This is a genomic window from Paenarthrobacter sp. NPDC058040, assembly GCF_042885775.1.
Taxonomy (GTDB): Bacteria; Actinomycetota; Actinomycetes; order Actinomycetales; family Micrococcaceae; genus Arthrobacter.
The window spans coordinates 116197-131714 of record NZ_JBHVRN010000002.1; the positions used below are offsets into that span (position 1 = coordinate 116197).

15 protein-coding genes are annotated in these 15518 nt (G+C 65.1%); 13 read left to right on the forward strand and 2 right to left on the reverse strand.

What is annotated here, in order from left to right:
* Nucleotides 1-110: 110 nt before the first annotated feature.
* The gene (locus ACFVSJ_RS03370; RefSeq protein WP_387434416.1) at nucleotides 111-1307 is read right to left on the reverse strand and encodes a CynX/NimT family MFS transporter; all 1197 of its coding nucleotides are present in this window, start codon (nucleotides 1305-1307) and stop codon (nucleotides 111-113) included.
* An 85-nt stretch (nucleotides 1308-1392) separates the two neighbouring features.
* Entirely contained in the window at nucleotides 1393-2613 is a 1221-nt protein-coding gene (locus ACFVSJ_RS03375) for an ROK family transcriptional regulator (RefSeq protein ID WP_387434419.1), read from the reverse strand.
* A 191-nt stretch (nucleotides 2614-2804) separates the two neighbouring features.
* Between ACFVSJ_RS03375 and ACFVSJ_RS03380 the strand changes: the two genes are divergently transcribed.
* The 13 genes from ACFVSJ_RS03380 (at nucleotide 2805) to ACFVSJ_RS03440 (ending at nucleotide 15440) form a co-directional block, all read left to right on the forward strand.
* Nucleotides 2805-3896: a Gfo/Idh/MocA family protein gene (locus ACFVSJ_RS03380; protein WP_387434421.1), complete on the forward strand. Its 1092-nt coding sequence runs from the start codon at nucleotides 2805-2807 to the stop codon at nucleotides 3894-3896.
* The gene (locus tag ACFVSJ_RS03385) at nucleotides 3893-4687 is read left to right on the forward strand and encodes a hypothetical protein (protein ID WP_387434423.1); all 795 of its coding nucleotides are present in this window, start codon (nucleotides 3893-3895) and stop codon (nucleotides 4685-4687) included. The genes ACFVSJ_RS03380 and ACFVSJ_RS03385 overlap by 4 nt, the downstream gene beginning before the upstream one ends.
* A gap of 115 nt (nucleotides 4688-4802) precedes the next feature.
* The gene (locus ACFVSJ_RS03390; RefSeq protein ID WP_387434424.1) at nucleotides 4803-6122 is read left to right on the forward strand and encodes an ABC transporter substrate-binding protein; all 1320 of its coding nucleotides are present in this window, start codon (nucleotides 4803-4805) and stop codon (nucleotides 6120-6122) included.
* 11 nt (nucleotides 6123-6133) lie between these two features.
* Nucleotides 6134-7105: a carbohydrate ABC transporter permease gene (locus tag ACFVSJ_RS03395; protein WP_387434426.1), complete on the forward strand. Its 972-nt coding sequence runs from the start codon at nucleotides 6134-6136 to the stop codon at nucleotides 7103-7105.
* Nucleotides 7105-7998: a carbohydrate ABC transporter permease gene (locus ACFVSJ_RS03400; protein ID WP_387434428.1), complete on the forward strand. Its 894-nt coding sequence runs from the start codon at nucleotides 7105-7107 to the stop codon at nucleotides 7996-7998. The genes ACFVSJ_RS03395 and ACFVSJ_RS03400 overlap by 1 nt, the downstream gene beginning before the upstream one ends.
* Nucleotides 7999-8063: 65 nt before the next feature.
* Nucleotides 8064-8825: a sugar phosphate isomerase/epimerase family protein gene (locus tag ACFVSJ_RS03405; RefSeq protein ID WP_387434431.1), complete on the forward strand. Its 762-nt coding sequence runs from the start codon at nucleotides 8064-8066 to the stop codon at nucleotides 8823-8825.
* Nucleotides 8822-9943 carry a Gfo/Idh/MocA family protein gene (locus ACFVSJ_RS03410; RefSeq protein ID WP_387434433.1) on the forward strand — a complete coding sequence of 374 codons (1122 nt, stop codon included), beginning with the start codon at nucleotides 8822-8824 and terminating at the stop codon, nucleotides 9941-9943. Before ACFVSJ_RS03405 ends, ACFVSJ_RS03410 begins: the two co-directional genes overlap by 4 nt.
* A 21-nt stretch (nucleotides 9944-9964) precedes the next feature.
* The gene (locus tag ACFVSJ_RS03415) at nucleotides 9965-11158 is read left to right on the forward strand and encodes a Gfo/Idh/MocA family protein (protein ID WP_387434435.1); all 1194 of its coding nucleotides are present in this window, start codon (nucleotides 9965-9967) and stop codon (nucleotides 11156-11158) included.
* 2 nt (nucleotides 11159-11160) lie between these two features.
* On the forward strand, nucleotides 11161-12159 hold the full coding sequence (locus tag ACFVSJ_RS03420; RefSeq protein WP_387434437.1) for a sugar phosphate isomerase/epimerase family protein: 999 nt from the start codon (nucleotides 11161-11163) through the stop codon (nucleotides 12157-12159).
* Nucleotides 12160-12162: 3 nt separating this feature from the next.
* Nucleotides 12163-13053, forward strand: a complete 891-nt coding sequence (locus ACFVSJ_RS03425) for a DUF1080 domain-containing protein (RefSeq protein ID WP_387434439.1) — start codon at nucleotides 12163-12165, stop codon at nucleotides 13051-13053.
* Nucleotides 13050-13952, forward strand: coding sequence for a TolB family protein (locus tag ACFVSJ_RS03430; RefSeq protein ID WP_387434441.1), 903 nt, complete (start codon nucleotides 13050-13052; stop codon nucleotides 13950-13952). Before ACFVSJ_RS03425 ends, ACFVSJ_RS03430 begins: the two co-directional genes overlap by 4 nt.
* A 4-nt stretch (nucleotides 13953-13956) precedes the next feature.
* Nucleotides 13957-14967: a Gfo/Idh/MocA family protein gene (locus tag ACFVSJ_RS03435; RefSeq protein WP_387434443.1), complete on the forward strand. Its 1011-nt coding sequence runs from the start codon at nucleotides 13957-13959 to the stop codon at nucleotides 14965-14967.
* On the forward strand, nucleotides 14964-15440 hold the full coding sequence (locus ACFVSJ_RS03440; RefSeq protein ID WP_387434446.1) for a heme-degrading domain-containing protein: 477 nt from the start codon (nucleotides 14964-14966) through the stop codon (nucleotides 15438-15440). Before ACFVSJ_RS03435 ends, ACFVSJ_RS03440 begins: the two co-directional genes overlap by 4 nt.
* The last annotated feature ends 78 nt before the right edge of the window (nucleotides 15441-15518 follow it).

A 15518-nucleotide genomic window follows, 5' to 3' on the forward strand; every position in this document is an offset into this window, starting at 1 on the left:
TTGAGCCGTCAAAACGCGCTTAACTGCGACCCAGTTGGGTCGGTACGACGGCGGTGCACGGCTCGCGCGGCAGGCCCACCTCGCGCGGCAGGCTCACCCCGCCGGGCGGCTCACCTTCCTTGGCGGGACACCCAGCGGACGGAGACCGTGGTGCAGACGCAGAACGTGACTACGGAGCCCAGGATCACCAGCAAGGGAACGGTCCAGCCGCCGGACACGCTGTGCACGTAGCCAACGATCGTCGGTGCCAGGGCCGCGAAGCAGTAGCCAACCCCCTGCACCACGGCGGACATCTTCCCTGCAGCTGCCTGAGAGTGGGCGAATTTGATGACGGCGATGAAAATGACCGTGATGCCACCGCCCTGGGCAATGCCACCGAGCGAGGACCACAGCCACCAAAATCCGGGTGCGAACAACAAGCCAACAGGAACCGTCAGCCACAAGGCACTCAAGGTGACCGCCACCGTCGTCGTACTTGAAAAGCGCGCCAGGAGCGGCACGCCAAGTCCGCCCACAATGGCAAAGATCTGGAACAGCGACGATCCCGCGCCCGCCTCGGCGGTGCCCATGGAGAGCTCGTCGGACAGGAAGCTGGGCAGCCACGCGGTAACCCCGTAGTAGGAGAACGCCTGCCCCGCGAAGCCCAGAGTCAGGCCGGCAACAAGCCACCCCACTCCGCGGCCCTGTCCGGAGGCAGAAGCAGCAACCGGTGGGACCGGTGAAGGAACCAGCGCCCGGCGCACTCCCACGGTGGGAATCCAGAACACGATTGCCGCCAGCGCCAACACAGCACTCGCAGCGAGGGAGAGCCGCCACCCCAACAGCTCGGCAAGCGGTGCGGTGACCACCGAGGTCAGGAACGAGCCTATGTTCAGCGCGGCCGTGTAGACGCCCATGGCCGTGGCTTGCCGTCGCGGAGCAAAGTCCCGGCGGATGATCAAAGGCACGGCGATGTTGCCGATGGTGATGGCCACGCCGATGAGGACCGTGCCCACCATGACCGGCACTTGCCCGCCACTGGACCGGACCACGACGCCCGCCAGCACACCCAGGAGCGTCAGCATGATGGCGAACTCGGCACCGAACCGTCGTCCGGCCAGTGATGCCAGCGGCGAGGCGAGCGAGAAACACAGCACGGGGATGCCGGTCAGGAGGCCCAGTTCAACGGGCGAGAATCCGAGGTCGGTGCGCAGCGAATCCACTACCGGGGCGACGGCAACAAAAGGGCCCCGCATGTTGAGCGCGATCAGCCCAATGCAGGCAAGAATCAGCCAACCACGGGGAACTTTGGCAAGGAGTTGGCTCATCGGGCAGGCAGGAAGGGAGCGGGAAACGTTTTCATCACTTTCATTGCTATCACGCCGGCAACCCGCGAGGCGCCGGAAAGCGAAACTAACCCGTAGCTTGCAGCGTGGCTTCGATCACGGCCGGGGATAGCACGTATTGCGTGACCATTTGGCTGGCACCAAGGATTGCCGCCCGGTCGCCGGCCATGGAGATGCCGATCCGCAGGTGGGTGGTAGCCAAGGGCAGCGAGCGTCGATACACCACTTCGCGGATGCCAGCCACCAGGTGTTCGCCGGCTTCGCCCACGCTTCCGCCGATGACGATCATGGATGGATTCAGCAGGTTGACCACGGTGGCCAGGACATCCCCTACGTCCCGTCCGGCCTGCCGCAACGCCTGGATCGCCTGCAGGTTTCCCTCTGCCACGAGTCGGAGCACGTCCGCGCCGGTTGCGGCTTCCAGTCCCTGCACCTTGAGTTGACGTGCGACGGCGGGACCTGAGGCGAGTGCCTCAAGGCACCCGTAGTTGCCACAGCGGCAGAGGACATCGTCGCCGCGCGGGACACGGACGTGCCCGAGGTCGCCGGCCGTGCCGTTGGCGCCGCGCTGCAGCTCTCCGCTGCTGATGATCCCGGCACCGATGCCGGTGGCCACCTTGATGAAGAGAAAGTTCTCGTGCTCTGGCCAGTAGGCGGTGCGTTCACCGAGAGCCATGATGTTCACGTCGTTGTCCACCAGCACCGGAACGGGCAGGGACCGCTGGACGTAAGGGACGACGTCGAACCCGTCCCAACCGGGCATGATCGGCGGCTTCACCGGCCTGCCGGTGTCGTGTTCAACAGGGCCCGGCAGGCCGATGCCCATTCCGGCGAGATCGCCAAGGTCGCGGCCTGCCTCTGCCAGCAGTTCCTTGCCCGCAGAGATGACGCGGCCCAGTACCGCTTCCGGACCATCGGAGACGTCCTGCTTCAGGCGCCTCTCGGCGAGGATCTTTCCTCCGAGATCCGTGACGGCGACGATCACGTGCGTGGCTCCGACGTCCACTGCAAGTACTACGCGGGCGGCCGGGTTGAAGGCAAAGCGCGACGGCGGCCTGCCGCCGCTGGAGCTTGCCTCGCCTGCAGGACCAACCAGTCCGGAACTGATGAGGGCATCTATGCGGGAGGCGACGGTGGAACGGGCAAGGCCGGTGGTCAGCGCCAGTTCGGCGCGGGTCCGGGCCTGCCCGTCACGGAGCAATTGGAACAGATCACCAGCGCGCGAAAGACTGCCGGGCTCCTGCGCAGAGGTGTCTTTTCCGGCGTCGTTTCCGGGGGCTGATGTCATGCCTCCAGTGATAGCACGGATGGTTGTGCGTGTCACGCATCAAAAGATTGTCGGGAATATTTCAACTTTTGCTTGACGCTCGGCAAAAGTCCTCATAGGTTGTGAGCAGCACCACATCACGACAAACGATGTCCGGTATTGCCAGCATCGATCTCCCGTTCCTGATTCTGCTTACGAAGAGGTAACTGAACTTGTCCAGCCACACAGACGCCGCCCGAACCCTCGGAGTCGGCATCCTCGGCGCCGGCCCCGTGACGCAGGCAATCCACCTGCCGTCCCTCGCCCGTCTTGGCGATCTCCTGACCGTCCGGCACATCATGGACGTCGACCCCGCAGTTGCGGAGTCCGTCGCCGCCCGGGTCGGCGCCACCCACAGCACCAGCATCGACGCCCTCCTGGGCGACCCCGAGGTAGATGTGGTGGCCATCTGCAGCCCGCACCAGTTCCACGCCGAACAGGTCATCGCCGCCTGCCGCGCAGGAAAGAAGGCCGTGCTCTGCGAGAAGCCCTTCGCCTGGAACGCCGAGGAAGCCGCGCAGATTTCGGCCGTCAGCCAGGAAACGGGCGTGCCGATCATCGTCGGCGCCATGCACACATTCGATCCGGGCTGGTTGGCAGCCGAGGCGAACTGGGGCGAACTCCCGGAGACAGCACACACCATCCGCTCCTCGATTGTCCTTCCGCCGAATGCCCGCTTCGAAGACTTCGCCACTGAGATCATCACCCGCCCGGCCTCCGGCACCCCGGACTACACCGACGTCGAGGTCATCAAAGGCATGCTGCGCGGCGGCATCATGGGCCTGGCCATCCACGACCTCCCGCTGGTCCGCCGGTTCACACCGGACTTCGAAGCCATCGAGGTGCTCGAAGCACGCCACGTCCGCCCCTTCGGCTACGTCATTTCACTCCGCACGCCAACCCGGACTATTGAATTGCGCGCAGCCATGAACAACACGTGGAAGCCGGAGTGGAGCTTCGAGGCCTTCTCCGACGACGACGCCGTCCGCGTCGATTTCACCCCGTCCTATGTGCAGGCGGGTTCCGCCGTGGCCACGTTCAGCCGGGCCGGCGAAACCGCCGTGCACGGCCCGTTCGACCACAACGGCTACGAAGGCGAATGGCGCGAGCTGGCCGCACTCGCCAACGGAACAAAACAACCGCCATCGGCACAGACCCTCATCGACGACCTGACGTTCGCCCTGGACATCGCCGAGGCCACCGCCGCCCGCGTGGATGCGGACCACAACGCCCAAGCGGCTGTCACCGAAGGAGCCCACGCATGAGTAAGCCGTACACCGTGCAGGCCACGCCGGAAGCACAGGAAGCCGGAGCCGTGGCCCTGGCCGTCGCTTCCCTCCCGGCCACGTTCGGCCCTGCCACCGACGCCCCGGACATCAAAGTCATCGCCGGGCAGCCGGGCTGGACCGCATCCGCCGAGCAAGCCATCAAGGACGGCGCCCGAGGCATCATCGTCGTCAACCCTGCACCGGAAAACACCCACGCACTCCAAGCGGCAGCCGAAGCCGCCGGCACCGCCATCCTCCTCGACCAACGGTGGGCCTCGAACCCAGCGGTCGCAGGAGCCGAAGACGCTGTCCGCACCATGGCCGGCCGTGCCGCGGTCCTCGATTCGGTGGCCACGGCCCCGGCGGGCACAGAGACCGGTGAGTTGATCGCGGACCATCTCGCCGCCGTCGTGCGTTTGACCGGTCCGCTGGAGAACCTCCGGCTCATCAACCGCGGAACGCACGGCTACACCGTGTCCGGGCAACTCGCCAACGGAGCTCCCGTGGCTCTGCAGGGCATCCTCAGCAGCGCGCGTCCGGCAGGCGTCCACATCAGCCTGTTGACCGACGACGGCGGCGTCAGCGTTGCGCTTCCCGAACCCTTGGCAGCGTGGCCGGCAACGGTCAAGGTCACCGGCCCGCAAGGCGAACTGCTCCTGCCAACGCTTTACGAATCAGCCCACCGAGCCACGTGGCGGCGGCTCAAGGAACACCTTGGCTCCGGCACTACGTCGTCCGATCTGCACCGCTTCGCGGCGCAGACGGAATCCCTGTCCACCCTCTCCTAGTTCGCAACTCCTCAACAGCACCAACCGCTTTACCAGTCATTCACATCATTTGCCCTTCTCAACGTTGAGCTGGATCGGCCACCCGGAAAGTGGACCGATCCCGAAAGGAATCATCATGAATGTTCAGCCCGCAGCCAACAAAGCCTTCTCCCGCCGCGGTTTCCTTGGCCTGACGGCAGCCGCCGCTTCGGTTCCGCTCCTGGCCGCCTGTGGTGGCGGCTCGGCCTCACAGGGTGGAGGAGGAGCCGGCGGCAGCATCAAGTTCTGGGATATGCCGTGGGCAACGCCGGCCTACAACGACGCCGCAAAGAAGATCGCCGAGGGATTCTCCGGGGCCAACAGCAAGGCCACCTACCAGATCATCCAGTGGAACAACTTCTACCAGACGTTCTCCTCGGCCATCGCGTCCAAGACCGGCCCGGCCGTTTCCACCGGTGGTGGCTTCCAGGCGTTCCAGTTCGAACAGCAGGGCCAGATCGCCTACGCAGACAAGGTCATCGACAAGCTCAAGTCCAACGGCACGTTCGACGACTTCCTGCCCGGAGTGGTGGAACCGTTCAAGACGTCCAAGGGCTACGTGGCCGTGCCGTGGCAGCTGGACATCCGTCCGCTCTGGTACCGCAAGTCCCTCTTCGACAAGGCCGGCGTTGCTGTCCCCACCGACTGGGCATCCCTGCTTGAGGCGGGCAAGAAGATGAAGGGTATCGGCGCCGTCGGCTTCGCCACCGGCTCCGGTGCGGGCAACAACATCGGCAACCACTTGATGATCATGATGATGCTCAACAACGGCGGCGGCGTGTTCACCAAGGACGGCCAGTTGGACGTCATGAACGACCGCAACGTCGAAGCCGTCGAATTCCTGCTGGAACTCGTATCCAACGGTGTGATCGACCCCGCAGCCGTCAGCTACACCTCGGACAACCTGAACGCACAGTGGAAGGACGGCAAGGCCGCCTACGGCATGCTGACCCTGGGCGTACCGGAGCGCGTTGGCGATACGTCCGGCGACATCGTGGTGGCAAGCCCCATTGCCGGCCCGCACGGCGACAAGGCCGCCCTGATCTTCCCGAACAACATCATGATGTACACCAACACTCCCTCGCAGGAAGCCTCCGAGGAGTTCGTGGTGTACTACCTGGGCAAGCTCAAGGAACTCTGGCAGCAGAAGCTCATGAACGCACTGCCCGTGTTCAAGTCCATCACCGAACTGCCTGAATTCACGGCCGACCCCAACAACGTCAAGATCGTCAAGGAGTACGTCCCGATCGCCAAGACGTTCGCTGCGCAGGGCACCACGCTGAGCGCCGACCTCGCAGCCCTGGACGGCGGCCAGGCCCTGAACCAGTTCACCCAGACCGTCCTCACCGGCAAGACCGACGCCAAGTCCGCGCTGACCGCCTTCGAGTCGGGCCTCAAGTCCGTCCTGAAGAAGTAGGCGCCGGCACCATGTCCTCCACTACAGCGCAGTCCGGCCTGGCCCGGGCCCGCAAGGGGCTCGCCCCGGGCGGGTCCGGGGGCGGGTCCCATGGCTCCCTGAACCGGAAGAGCAAGCTGTCGGCGCAAACGTCCAGGACCTTCTTCTGGCTCCTGCTGCCGTCCGTCGTCCTGCTCGTCCTGATCCACGGGTATCCGCTCTTCCAGGCCGGTATCCAGGCCACCCACGACGGCAACCTCATCCAGACCGGCGACTTCGTGGGAATCCAGAACTTCCAGCAGGTCCTGTCCTCGCCGGCTTTCTGGAAGGCAGCCCAGTTCACCCTCTGGTTCACCATCGTGGGCGTCTTCGGCTCCTGGGCCGTGGGCCTTGGCCTGGCACTGCTGCTGCGGACCAAGATCCCCGCCGGCGGCACCTTCAAGGTCCTCCTGCTCCTGCCGTGGGTTGTGCCGATCGTGGTTTCCTCCACGGCGTGGAACTGGCTGGTGGCCACTCCGGACAGCCTGATCCCTTCCATCTTCCGTGGCCTCGGACTGGGCACGCCGCTCTTCCTGGCCGATCCGACGCTTGCCGCGGTCACGGTGATGATCTTCAAGGTCTGGGTCAGCTTCCCCTTCATGATGATGATGATCTCCGCCGCCCTGGCCTCCGTAGACACCACCGTGTACGAGGCCGCAAGCATGGACGGCGCCTCCCGGTTCCAGCAGTTCACGCAGATCACCCTGCCGCTGATCGCCCGCTCCACCTACATCAGCTGGATCCTCATGACGATCTTCTGCGTCAACGACTTCCCCACCATCTACCTGCTCACCGGCGGTGGACCCGTTGACGCCACCACGTCCCTGGTGGTCCTGGCCTACCGCACCGTGTTCCAGGACTTCGCCACCGGCCCCGGCGTCGCCATCGCCTTCCTCATGACCCTGACCTTGGTTGTCGTATCGGTCATCCTGTACCGCCAGATCCGAAAGTCGAGCGTCGAATAATGAGCGCAGTACTCCACGCCCATCCCGAGTCCGGCCCTGCGCTGGGCGTCGCAGAGACCGGCAAGACCCGTAAAGTCCTCTCCGAGGCCGGCATGCGCGGCCGCTGGTGGCGCTTCGCCCTGATCCTCATCATCACGGCGATTGTGCTGGTACCGATCTTCGTAACCATCATCCTTGCCCTGACCCCCGCACCGAACAGCACAGCCACCGGGCTCACCCTCGAGAACATCACCGGTGTCTTCTCCAAGACCCTCGCCGGAACCTGGCTGCAAAACAGCCTCGTCACCACCCTGGCCACCGTAGTGGTCTCGGTTGTGGTCGCAGCACCGGCCGGGTACGTCCTGTCCCGCGGCCGTTCCAAAGCGGTCTCCGGCTACTCGCTGCTCCTGTTCGTCATGCAGTCGCTGCCCATCATCACATCCGTGGTCCCGCTGTTCATCCTGTTCGCTGCCATGGGACTCGTGGACAACCTCCTGGGCCTGACCATCATCTACGTCGGTTCAACCATGACCGTTGCCACTTGGATGATGGCCGCCTACTTCGACTCCATCCCGATCAGCCTGGAAGAAGCGTCCTGGATTGACGGGTGCTCTGTCTTCGGATCGTTCACCAAGGTGGTCCTGCGAAACTCCCTCCCGGGTGTGCTGTCCACCGCGATCTTCGCCTTCCTCCTGGCCTGGAACGACTACCTGGTAGCCATCGTCTTCCTGCGCTCCAACGAGATCTTCACCCTCCCGATGGGTGTGCAGTCCTTCTTCCAGCAAAACCTCACGGACTGGTCCGGCGTCATGGCCCTTGCCGTGATCATGATGCTCCCGCCGATCATCGTCTTCGCCACCCTGAACAAGTACTTCAGCGTGGGCGGAATCGGCGGATCCCTCGCCGGCCGCTAACCCTCCCGCATCACCAAGCCGAAGCGTAACGTCAAGCAAAAACCCACTGCCTGTAAAGGAAAACCATGTCTTACTCTCTCCAGCTGTACACCCTCCGCAACGCCATCGCCGAGGACCTGCCTGGAACCATCAAGAAGGTTGCAGAGATCGGCTACACCCAGGTTGAGCCCTACAACTTCGTGGCCCTTGCTTCGGAACTCGGCGCCGCGTTGAAAGAGAACGGCCTCACCGCACCGTCGGGCCACGCACCGCTTTTGAGCCAGGACCAGGATGAGATTTTCGCCGCGGCCAAGGAACTGGGTATCAGCACGGTGATCGATCCGTACCTTCCCGCCGAGCACTGGCAGAACGCCGAGGACATCCAGGCCACCGCAGCCAAGCTCAACGCTGCAGCCAAGAAGGGCGCCGAATACGGCATCCGCGTCGGCTACCACAACCACGCCTGGGAGCTGGAGTCCACCATCGAGGGCCAGACCGCCTTGGAGTACTTCGAGACCCTCCTCGACCCCGAGCTGGTCCTGGAAGTGGACACTTACTGGGCAGCCGTCGGCGGGCAGGATCCCGTGGAACTGTTGGCCCGCCTGGGGGACCGCGTGAGGTTCATCCACATCAAGGACGGCCCGGCCAACACCGACACCAAGGCACAGCTCCCCGCCGGCCAGGGCACCGTCCCCGTGCTGGATGTCATCGCGGCGGCCAAGTCCCTCGAAGTGGGCGTCGTTGAATTCGACGACTACTCCGGCGACATCTTCCAGGGCATCACCGAGAGCCTGAACTACCTCAACGCAGCAGCCGACGGCGCTGTTTCCCAGGAGGCAGGGGCATGAGCTACTCCCCCTCCGCGAAGACGGGCCCCGTTGGCGTCGCAGTCATCGGCGCGGGCAACATCTCCAAGCAGTACCTGGACAACCTGACCACGTTCCCGGACCTGAAAGTCCATGTCATCGCCGACCTGTTCGTCGAGGCGGCCGAGGCGCGGGCCAAGGAATACGGGATTCCGGAATTCGGTGCGCCGGAGCTGGCACTGAATCATCCCGACGTCGAAATCATCGTGAACCTGACCATCCCGGCCGCGCACGTCGAGGTCGCCACCGCAGCAGTGAACGCGGGCAAGCACGTCTGGACGGAGAAGCCCTTCTCCCTGGACCGCGAATCCGGGCTGGGCCTGCTCAAGGCCGCCGATGCCGCGGGCATCCGCTTGGGCACCGCCCCGGACACGTTCCTGGGTGCCGGGTTGCAGACTGCCCGCCGGATCATCGAACGCGGCGACATCGGAACGCCGCTGACCGGCATGACCACATTCCAGACCCCCGGTCCGGAGTCCTGGCACCCGAACCCGGCGTTCTTGTTCCAGCACGGCGCGGGTCCGCTGTTCGACATGGGCCCGTACTACCTCACGGCCCTGATCCAGACCTTCGGTTCGGTCCGCAAGGTGGCCGCCGTCGGTTCCTCCGCGAAGGCCACCCGCATCATCGGTTCCGGTCCCAAGGCCGGGGAGGAATTCGCCGTCGAGGTCCCCACGCACGTTTCCGCGATGGCGCAGTTCGAAGGCGGCCAGTCCTCCCACAGCGTGTTCTCCTTCGAGTCCCCGCGACTGCGGATGGGCTTCGTGGAAATCACCGGCTCGGAAGCGACGCTGTCCCTGCCTGACCCGAACTACTTCGACGGCGACCTCAAACTCTGGCGTCCCGGCGCGGAAGAACCCGAGATCATCCCCGCTGCTGGTCCGGCCCAAGGCCGAGGCCTGGGCGTGCTGGACATGGCCCGGGCCCTGCGCTCCGGCACGGCCCACCGCGCCACCGGCGATCTCGCCTACCACGTCCTGGACACCATGGTCTCGATCGCGGAGTCCGTGGAATCGGGCTCGTTCGTGGACGTCATCAGCAACGCACCCACCTCGGCGGCTGTCCCCGAGGACTGGGCACCGGAAACCGCCACCCTTTAAGAATCTGCGAGGAATCGAAACATGACCACCCCCGCCAACACTGACCAGAGCCCCGGTTCGCGGCAACGCCCCCTGGGTGTGGCCGCCATCGGATACGCCTTCATGGGGAAGGCCCACTCGAATGCGTGGCGGAATGTGGCCAGTTTCTTCGACGTCCCGGCCTTCGAGCAGAAAGTGCTCGTGGGCCGGGACGCCACCCAGGTAGCCGAAGCCGCAGCCAAGTACGGCTGGGCCGAATCAGCAACGGACTGGCGCGATGTGATTGACCGGGATGACATCGACATCATCGATATCTGCGCCCCCGGGTGGATGCACGCCGAGATCGCCATCGCAGCCCTCCAAGCCGGAAAGCACGTGCTCGTCGAGAAACCCCTCGCGAACACCCTGGCCGAGGCCGAACTCATGACCGCAGCCGCCGCCAAAGCCCGCGCCCGCGGAGTGCAGTCGATGATCGGCTTCAACTACCGCCGCGTCCCCGCCCTGGCCCTGGCCCGCGAACTCATCGCGGAGGGCCGCCTCGGCACCATCCGCCACATCCGCGCCGCGTACCTCCAGGACTGGCTCACCGACGCCGAATCCCCCATGACCTGGCGCCTCCGCAAGGAAACCGCCGGCTCCGGGGCCCTTGGCGACATCGCCTCCCACGCCATCGACCAGATCCTCTTCCTCCTCGGAGACGCCGTCACCGAGGTCACCGGCCGCCTCCACACGTTCGTCAACCAGCGCCCCGGCGCTGACGGCCTGGAGGATGTAACGGTGGACGACGCCGCCTGGGCCACGCTCACCCTCACCTCCGGAGCAATCGCCTCGGTGGAAGTCTCCCGCGTGGCCACGGGCCAAAAGAACTCCCTCAAGCTCGAGATCTATGGCGACAAGGGAACCATCCTGTTCGACCTCGAAGACCTGAACGAGCTCGGTTTCCTGGATGCCACCGTCCCGGTCCGGGAGCAGGGCTTCCGGCGGATCCTGGTCAACGAGCCCGAGCACCCCTACCTCGAAGCCTGGTGGCCGCAGGGGCACATCATCGGCTGGGAACACACCTTCACCCACCAGGTCCGCGACTTCCTCCTCGCCATCCGCGACGGAAGCCAGCCCTCGCCGTCGTTCGAGGACGGCCTCCAAATCCAACGCGTGCTGGCCGCCGTCGAAGAGTCCGCTGCCGCCAAAAGCTCACTGATCCAACTCTCCAGCACCGCCACCACCGAAGGAGCCTGACCATGCCCCGCCCGTACACCCTGTTCACCGGCCAGTGGGCCGACCTCCCCCTCGAGGAAGTCGCCAAGCTCGCCTCGGGCTGGGGCTACGACGGCCTGGAAATCGCCGTCTCCGGAGACCACCTGGACGCCTGGCGCTGGGACGAACCCGGCTACGTCGAATCCAAACTCGAACTCCTGGACAAGTACAACCTCAAAGTCTGGGCCATCTCCAACCACCTCAAGGGCCAGGCAGTCTGCGATGACCCCATCGACTTCCGCCACGAAGCCATCCTCGGCTCCCGCGTCTGGGGCGACGGGGAACCCGAAGGCGTCCGCCAACGCGCCGCCGAAGAAATGAAACACACCGCCCGCCTCGCCAAAGCACTCGGCGTGGACACCGTGGTCGGATTCACCGGCTCCTCCATCTGGCAGTACGTGGCGATGTTCCCGCCTGTCCCCGAGAAGGTCATCGACGCCGGCTACCAGGACTTCGCCGACCGCTGGAACCCCATCCTGGACGTCTTCGACGAAAACGGTGTGCGCTTCGCCCACGAAGTCCACCCGAGTGAGATCGCCTACGACTACTGGACCACGGTCCGGACTCTCGAGGCGATCGGCCACCGCGAAGCCTTCGGCCTGAACTGGGACCCCTCCCACATGATGTGGCAAGGAATCGACCCCGTCTCCTTCATCTGGGACTTCAAGGACCGGATCTACCACGTGGACTGCAAGGACACCAAGGTCCGCCAGACCGGCCGCAACACCGTCCTCGGCTCGCACCTGGCCTGGGGCGACCCGCGCCGCGGCTGGGACTTCGTCTCCGCCGGACGCGGCGACGTGCCCTGGGAAGCCTCGTTCCGCGCCCTCACCGCGATCGGCTACAACGGACCCATCTCTGTTGAATGGGAAGACGCCGGCATGGACCGCCTCCACGGCGCCCCCGAAGCCCTCGCCGCCCTCAAGAAGTTCGACTTCCCCGCGTCGCAGACCTCCTTCGACGCCGCCTTCAGCCAGGACTGACGCGTGGCTGAAACACGAACGCACGACGACGGCGACGGTTTCGTCCCGTTGTTCGATGGCACCTCGTTGTCCGGCTGGTACTCCGTTCCGCGCGTCTACGGCACGGAGTACCCCGGCGGTCCGGCTCTCTCGGAACGCTTCGAGACTTTGGGCCTGACCCCGCCAGTGGAGCCCGAGAAGCATCCGGCCCGCTGGTTCGTGGAAGACGGTGTGCTGGTGGGTGAGCAGGATTCCCCCGGCAGCGGCTACGGCGGCTACCTCGTGAGCGAGCAGGCCTTCGGCGACTTCGAACTGGTCCTGGAGATGCGCCCGGACTGGCCGGCCGACACGGGCGTGATGCTTCGCCGCCGTCCGGACAGCTGGGAGGGTTTCCAGGTCCTGGTGGACCACCGTCCTTCCGGCGGGATTGGCGGGTTCTTCGGCAATGGCTTGGCGAGCTTCTCGGCGGTTCCGTTCGCCGTTGACGTCGCCCTGGATGCCGACGGCCACCCTGTTGGGTTGGTGGCCGATGATCCGGCCACGTCCGTGGAACCCGTCACGGAAGAAAAGCGTGCCCGCCTTCGCTACGCGGCCGACGTCGACGATTTCCTTAAAGTGTGGCGCTGGGACGGCTGGAACGAGTTGCGCATCCGTTGCGTCGGCGCCCTGCCGGTCATCACCACGTGGGTCAACGGACTGAAGATCGCCGAATTGGACACCGCCACGCTCGATTCACCCAACTACGACCCCGCGGCTGTGCTGGAAACCCTTGGCGAGCGCGGGCACATCGCGCTGGAAGTGCACGACAATGACTCCATGTTCGGCGAAGCCCGCTGGGGCAAGGGTGCCCAGTGCCGGTGGCGCAACATCCGGATCAAGGAACTGGCCTCCGGTGACCCGGCGGTGGGCGAGTGAACCGGACCCTGCAATCCGGCCAGCGCAGCGAGGTCTGGATCGCGTCGGTGACCGGCGAATCCACGCTGCTTTACAGCACCGATGAGATCCTTCTCGAAGCCCCGAACTGGACCGTGGCTTCGAAAGGACCGGGGGACGGCACTTCCCTGATCCTCAACGGGGACGGGAAACTGTGGCGGCTCGACGCAGCCACGGCCGAACTGACCCAGATCCCCCTGACCGGTGTCCCGGACCTGAACAACGATCACGTCCTGGCGCCCGACGGCGAAACCATCTTCCTCTCCGCCAACGACGGCCACATCTACCGGGCATCCTTGGCCGGCGGCCAGGCCGCCAAGATCACGGACGAGGACGGCTCGTGGCATTTCCTCCACGGCGTCAGCCCGGACGGCAAGGAGCTGGCGTACGTGGGGATCGAGGGTGGAGACTTTTCGCAGCCAGGTCGCCTCATGACCATTGCGTCCGACGGCGGTGCTCCCGCCGGCGTTGATGTTGGTTCCGGTCACTGCGACGGGCCGGAGTATTCGCCCGACGGAAAGTGGCTGTACCTGAACACGGAGTCCTTCAGTGCGGACCCCGGGCATGCCCAACTCGCACGGATCCGGGTGGACGGCTCCGGATTCGAACAACTCCTGGAATCCACCACCGTGGACTGGTTCCCGCATCTTTCCCCGGACGGAGAGTATGCCTCCTACATCCGGTTCCCCACCGGTACTGTTGGCCACCCGGCTGACCTGTCGGTCGCCGTCGTACTCGTCTCCACAGGTGACTGGGAAACTCCGCTGCACACATGGCCGCTCGTTGGTGGCCAAGGTACGCTCAACGTCAACAGCTGGTCGCCGGATTCCAGGCGCTTTGCGTTTGTGGCGTACCCGATCACTGACTCATCAAAGGACTAAGCACGTGACCCTCAGCAATGGCACTTCAGACGGGACAATCCGCTGGGGAATCCTCGGCACCGGCTTCATCGCGGGGCTGCAGACCCAGGATCTTAAGGAGAACGGCTTCACGGTGCAGGCCGTGGGCTCGCGGTCGCTCGAATCATCCAAGGCCTTCGCTGAACAGCACGGCATCCCCACCGCGCATGGAAGCTACGAGGAACTGGTTTCCGACCCGTACGTGGACGTCATCTACATCGCCACCCCGCACCCCATGCACCACGCGAATGCTCTCTTGGCCTTGAACGCCGGAAAGCACGTGCTGGTGGAGAAGTCATTCACCATGAACGCCCGGGAGGCTGCCGAGGTGACCGAGGCGGCCGCCGCCAAGGGGCTCGTGGCGCTGGAAGCCATGTGGACGCGGTTCTTGCCGCACATGATCCGCATCCGCGAGATCATCGCGGCCGGCACCATCGGCGAGGTCCGCAAGGTCATCGCGAGCCACAACCAGAGCCTGCCCACGGACCCGGCCCATCGGCTCAACGATCCCGCGCTGGGCGGGGGCGCGCTGCTGGACCTGGGCATCTACCCGATTTCCTTCGCCTTCGACATCCTCGGCTCGCCGAGCGCCATCCACGCGAGCGCGTCGATGACGGCCACCGGCGTGGACCGCCAGACTGCCGCGATTTTCGAGTACGACGGCGGTGCGCAGGCCTTGGTGGACTGCGAACTGGATGCGGCAAGCGCCAACCGTGCCCTGGTGATCGGGACTAAGGGCTGGATCGACATCGAGCACACTTGGTACAACCCCGTGCCGTTCACTGTTCACGCCGTCGATGGCACGGTGGTGGAGCGTTTTGATGAACCGGTGAACAGCCGCGGCATGCAGTTTCAGGCCGCGGAGCTGGAGCGCATGGTGAAGGCCGGTGAGGTTGCGGGGACCATCCTCCCGCCTTCCGAGAGTGTTGCCATCATGGCCGCCATGGACGAGATCCGCAGGCAGATCGGACTGAGCTACGAGGCGGACCGGGCATGAGCGATTCACCGCGCATGCTCGAGTTGCGGCAGCAGGAGGAAGAACTGGTGTTCGCTTCGTTCGACAACCATGACGCGTGGCGCCTGGGATCCCTGATCGCCAACCACGCCATCTCCTCGGACTTTGGAGTGGCAATCGACATCCGCCGCCACAACATCGTCCTCTTCCGCTGCGTCCTCCCCGGCGCCACCTCCGACCAAGAGGAGTGGATCCGCCGGAAGTCGAACACCGTACTGCGCTTCGAACACAGCACGGCGTTGTTGTCCGAGCAGTTCTCCGCCCTCGGCCACAACCCCCTTGGCGGTGGCTGGCTCAACCACGACGACTACACCCTCGCCGGTGGTTCGTTCCCCCTCCGTGTCCGCGGGGCAGGGGTCATCGGGGCCATCACGGCCTCCGGGCTCGCTTCCGATGAGGACCACGGGTTGGTAGTTGACGGCATCCGCAATTACCTGAAGACGGTTGGGGCATAATCCTCCCGTTGCAAGGCCCGCTCTGCGTGCTAAACCCCGAGTTTGGGGCGCAAAGCGGTCCCCACAACGGCAAGTGAT

Bases quoted from the DNA above. Each gene is read 5' to 3' on its own strand.
- ACFVSJ_RS03375 (WP_387434419.1), bottom strand. From the start codon at position 2,613: ATGACATCAGCCCCCGGAAACGACGCCGGAAAAGACACCTCTGCGCAG.
- ACFVSJ_RS03415 (WP_387434435.1), top strand. From the start codon at position 9,965: ATGACCACCCCCGCCAACACTGACCAGAGCCCCGGTTCGCGGCAACGC.
- ACFVSJ_RS03390 (WP_387434424.1), top strand. From the start codon at position 4,803: ATGAATGTTCAGCCCGCAGCCAACAAAGCCTTCTCCCGCCGCGGTTTC.
- ACFVSJ_RS03440 (WP_387434446.1), top strand. From the start codon at position 14,964: ATGAGCGATTCACCGCGCATGCTCGAGTTGCGGCAGCAGGAGGAAGAA.
- ACFVSJ_RS03410 (WP_387434433.1), top strand. From the start codon at position 8,822: ATGAGCTACTCCCCCTCCGCGAAGACGGGCCCCGTTGGCGTCGCAGTC.
- ACFVSJ_RS03420 (WP_387434437.1), top strand. From the start codon at position 11,161: ATGCCCCGCCCGTACACCCTGTTCACCGGCCAGTGGGCCGACCTCCCC.
- ACFVSJ_RS03405 (WP_387434431.1), top strand. From the start codon at position 8,064: ATGTCTTACTCTCTCCAGCTGTACACCCTCCGCAACGCCATCGCCGAG.
- ACFVSJ_RS03370 (WP_387434416.1), bottom strand. From the start codon at position 1,307: ATGAGCCAACTCCTTGCCAAAGTTCCCCGTGGTTGGCTGATTCTTGCC.
- ACFVSJ_RS03385 (WP_387434423.1), top strand. From the start codon at position 3,893: ATGAGTAAGCCGTACACCGTGCAGGCCACGCCGGAAGCACAGGAAGCC.
- ACFVSJ_RS03395 (WP_387434426.1), top strand. From the start codon at position 6,134: ATGTCCTCCACTACAGCGCAGTCCGGCCTGGCCCGGGCCCGCAAGGGG.
- ACFVSJ_RS03400 (WP_387434428.1), top strand. From the start codon at position 7,105: ATGAGCGCAGTACTCCACGCCCATCCCGAGTCCGGCCCTGCGCTGGGC.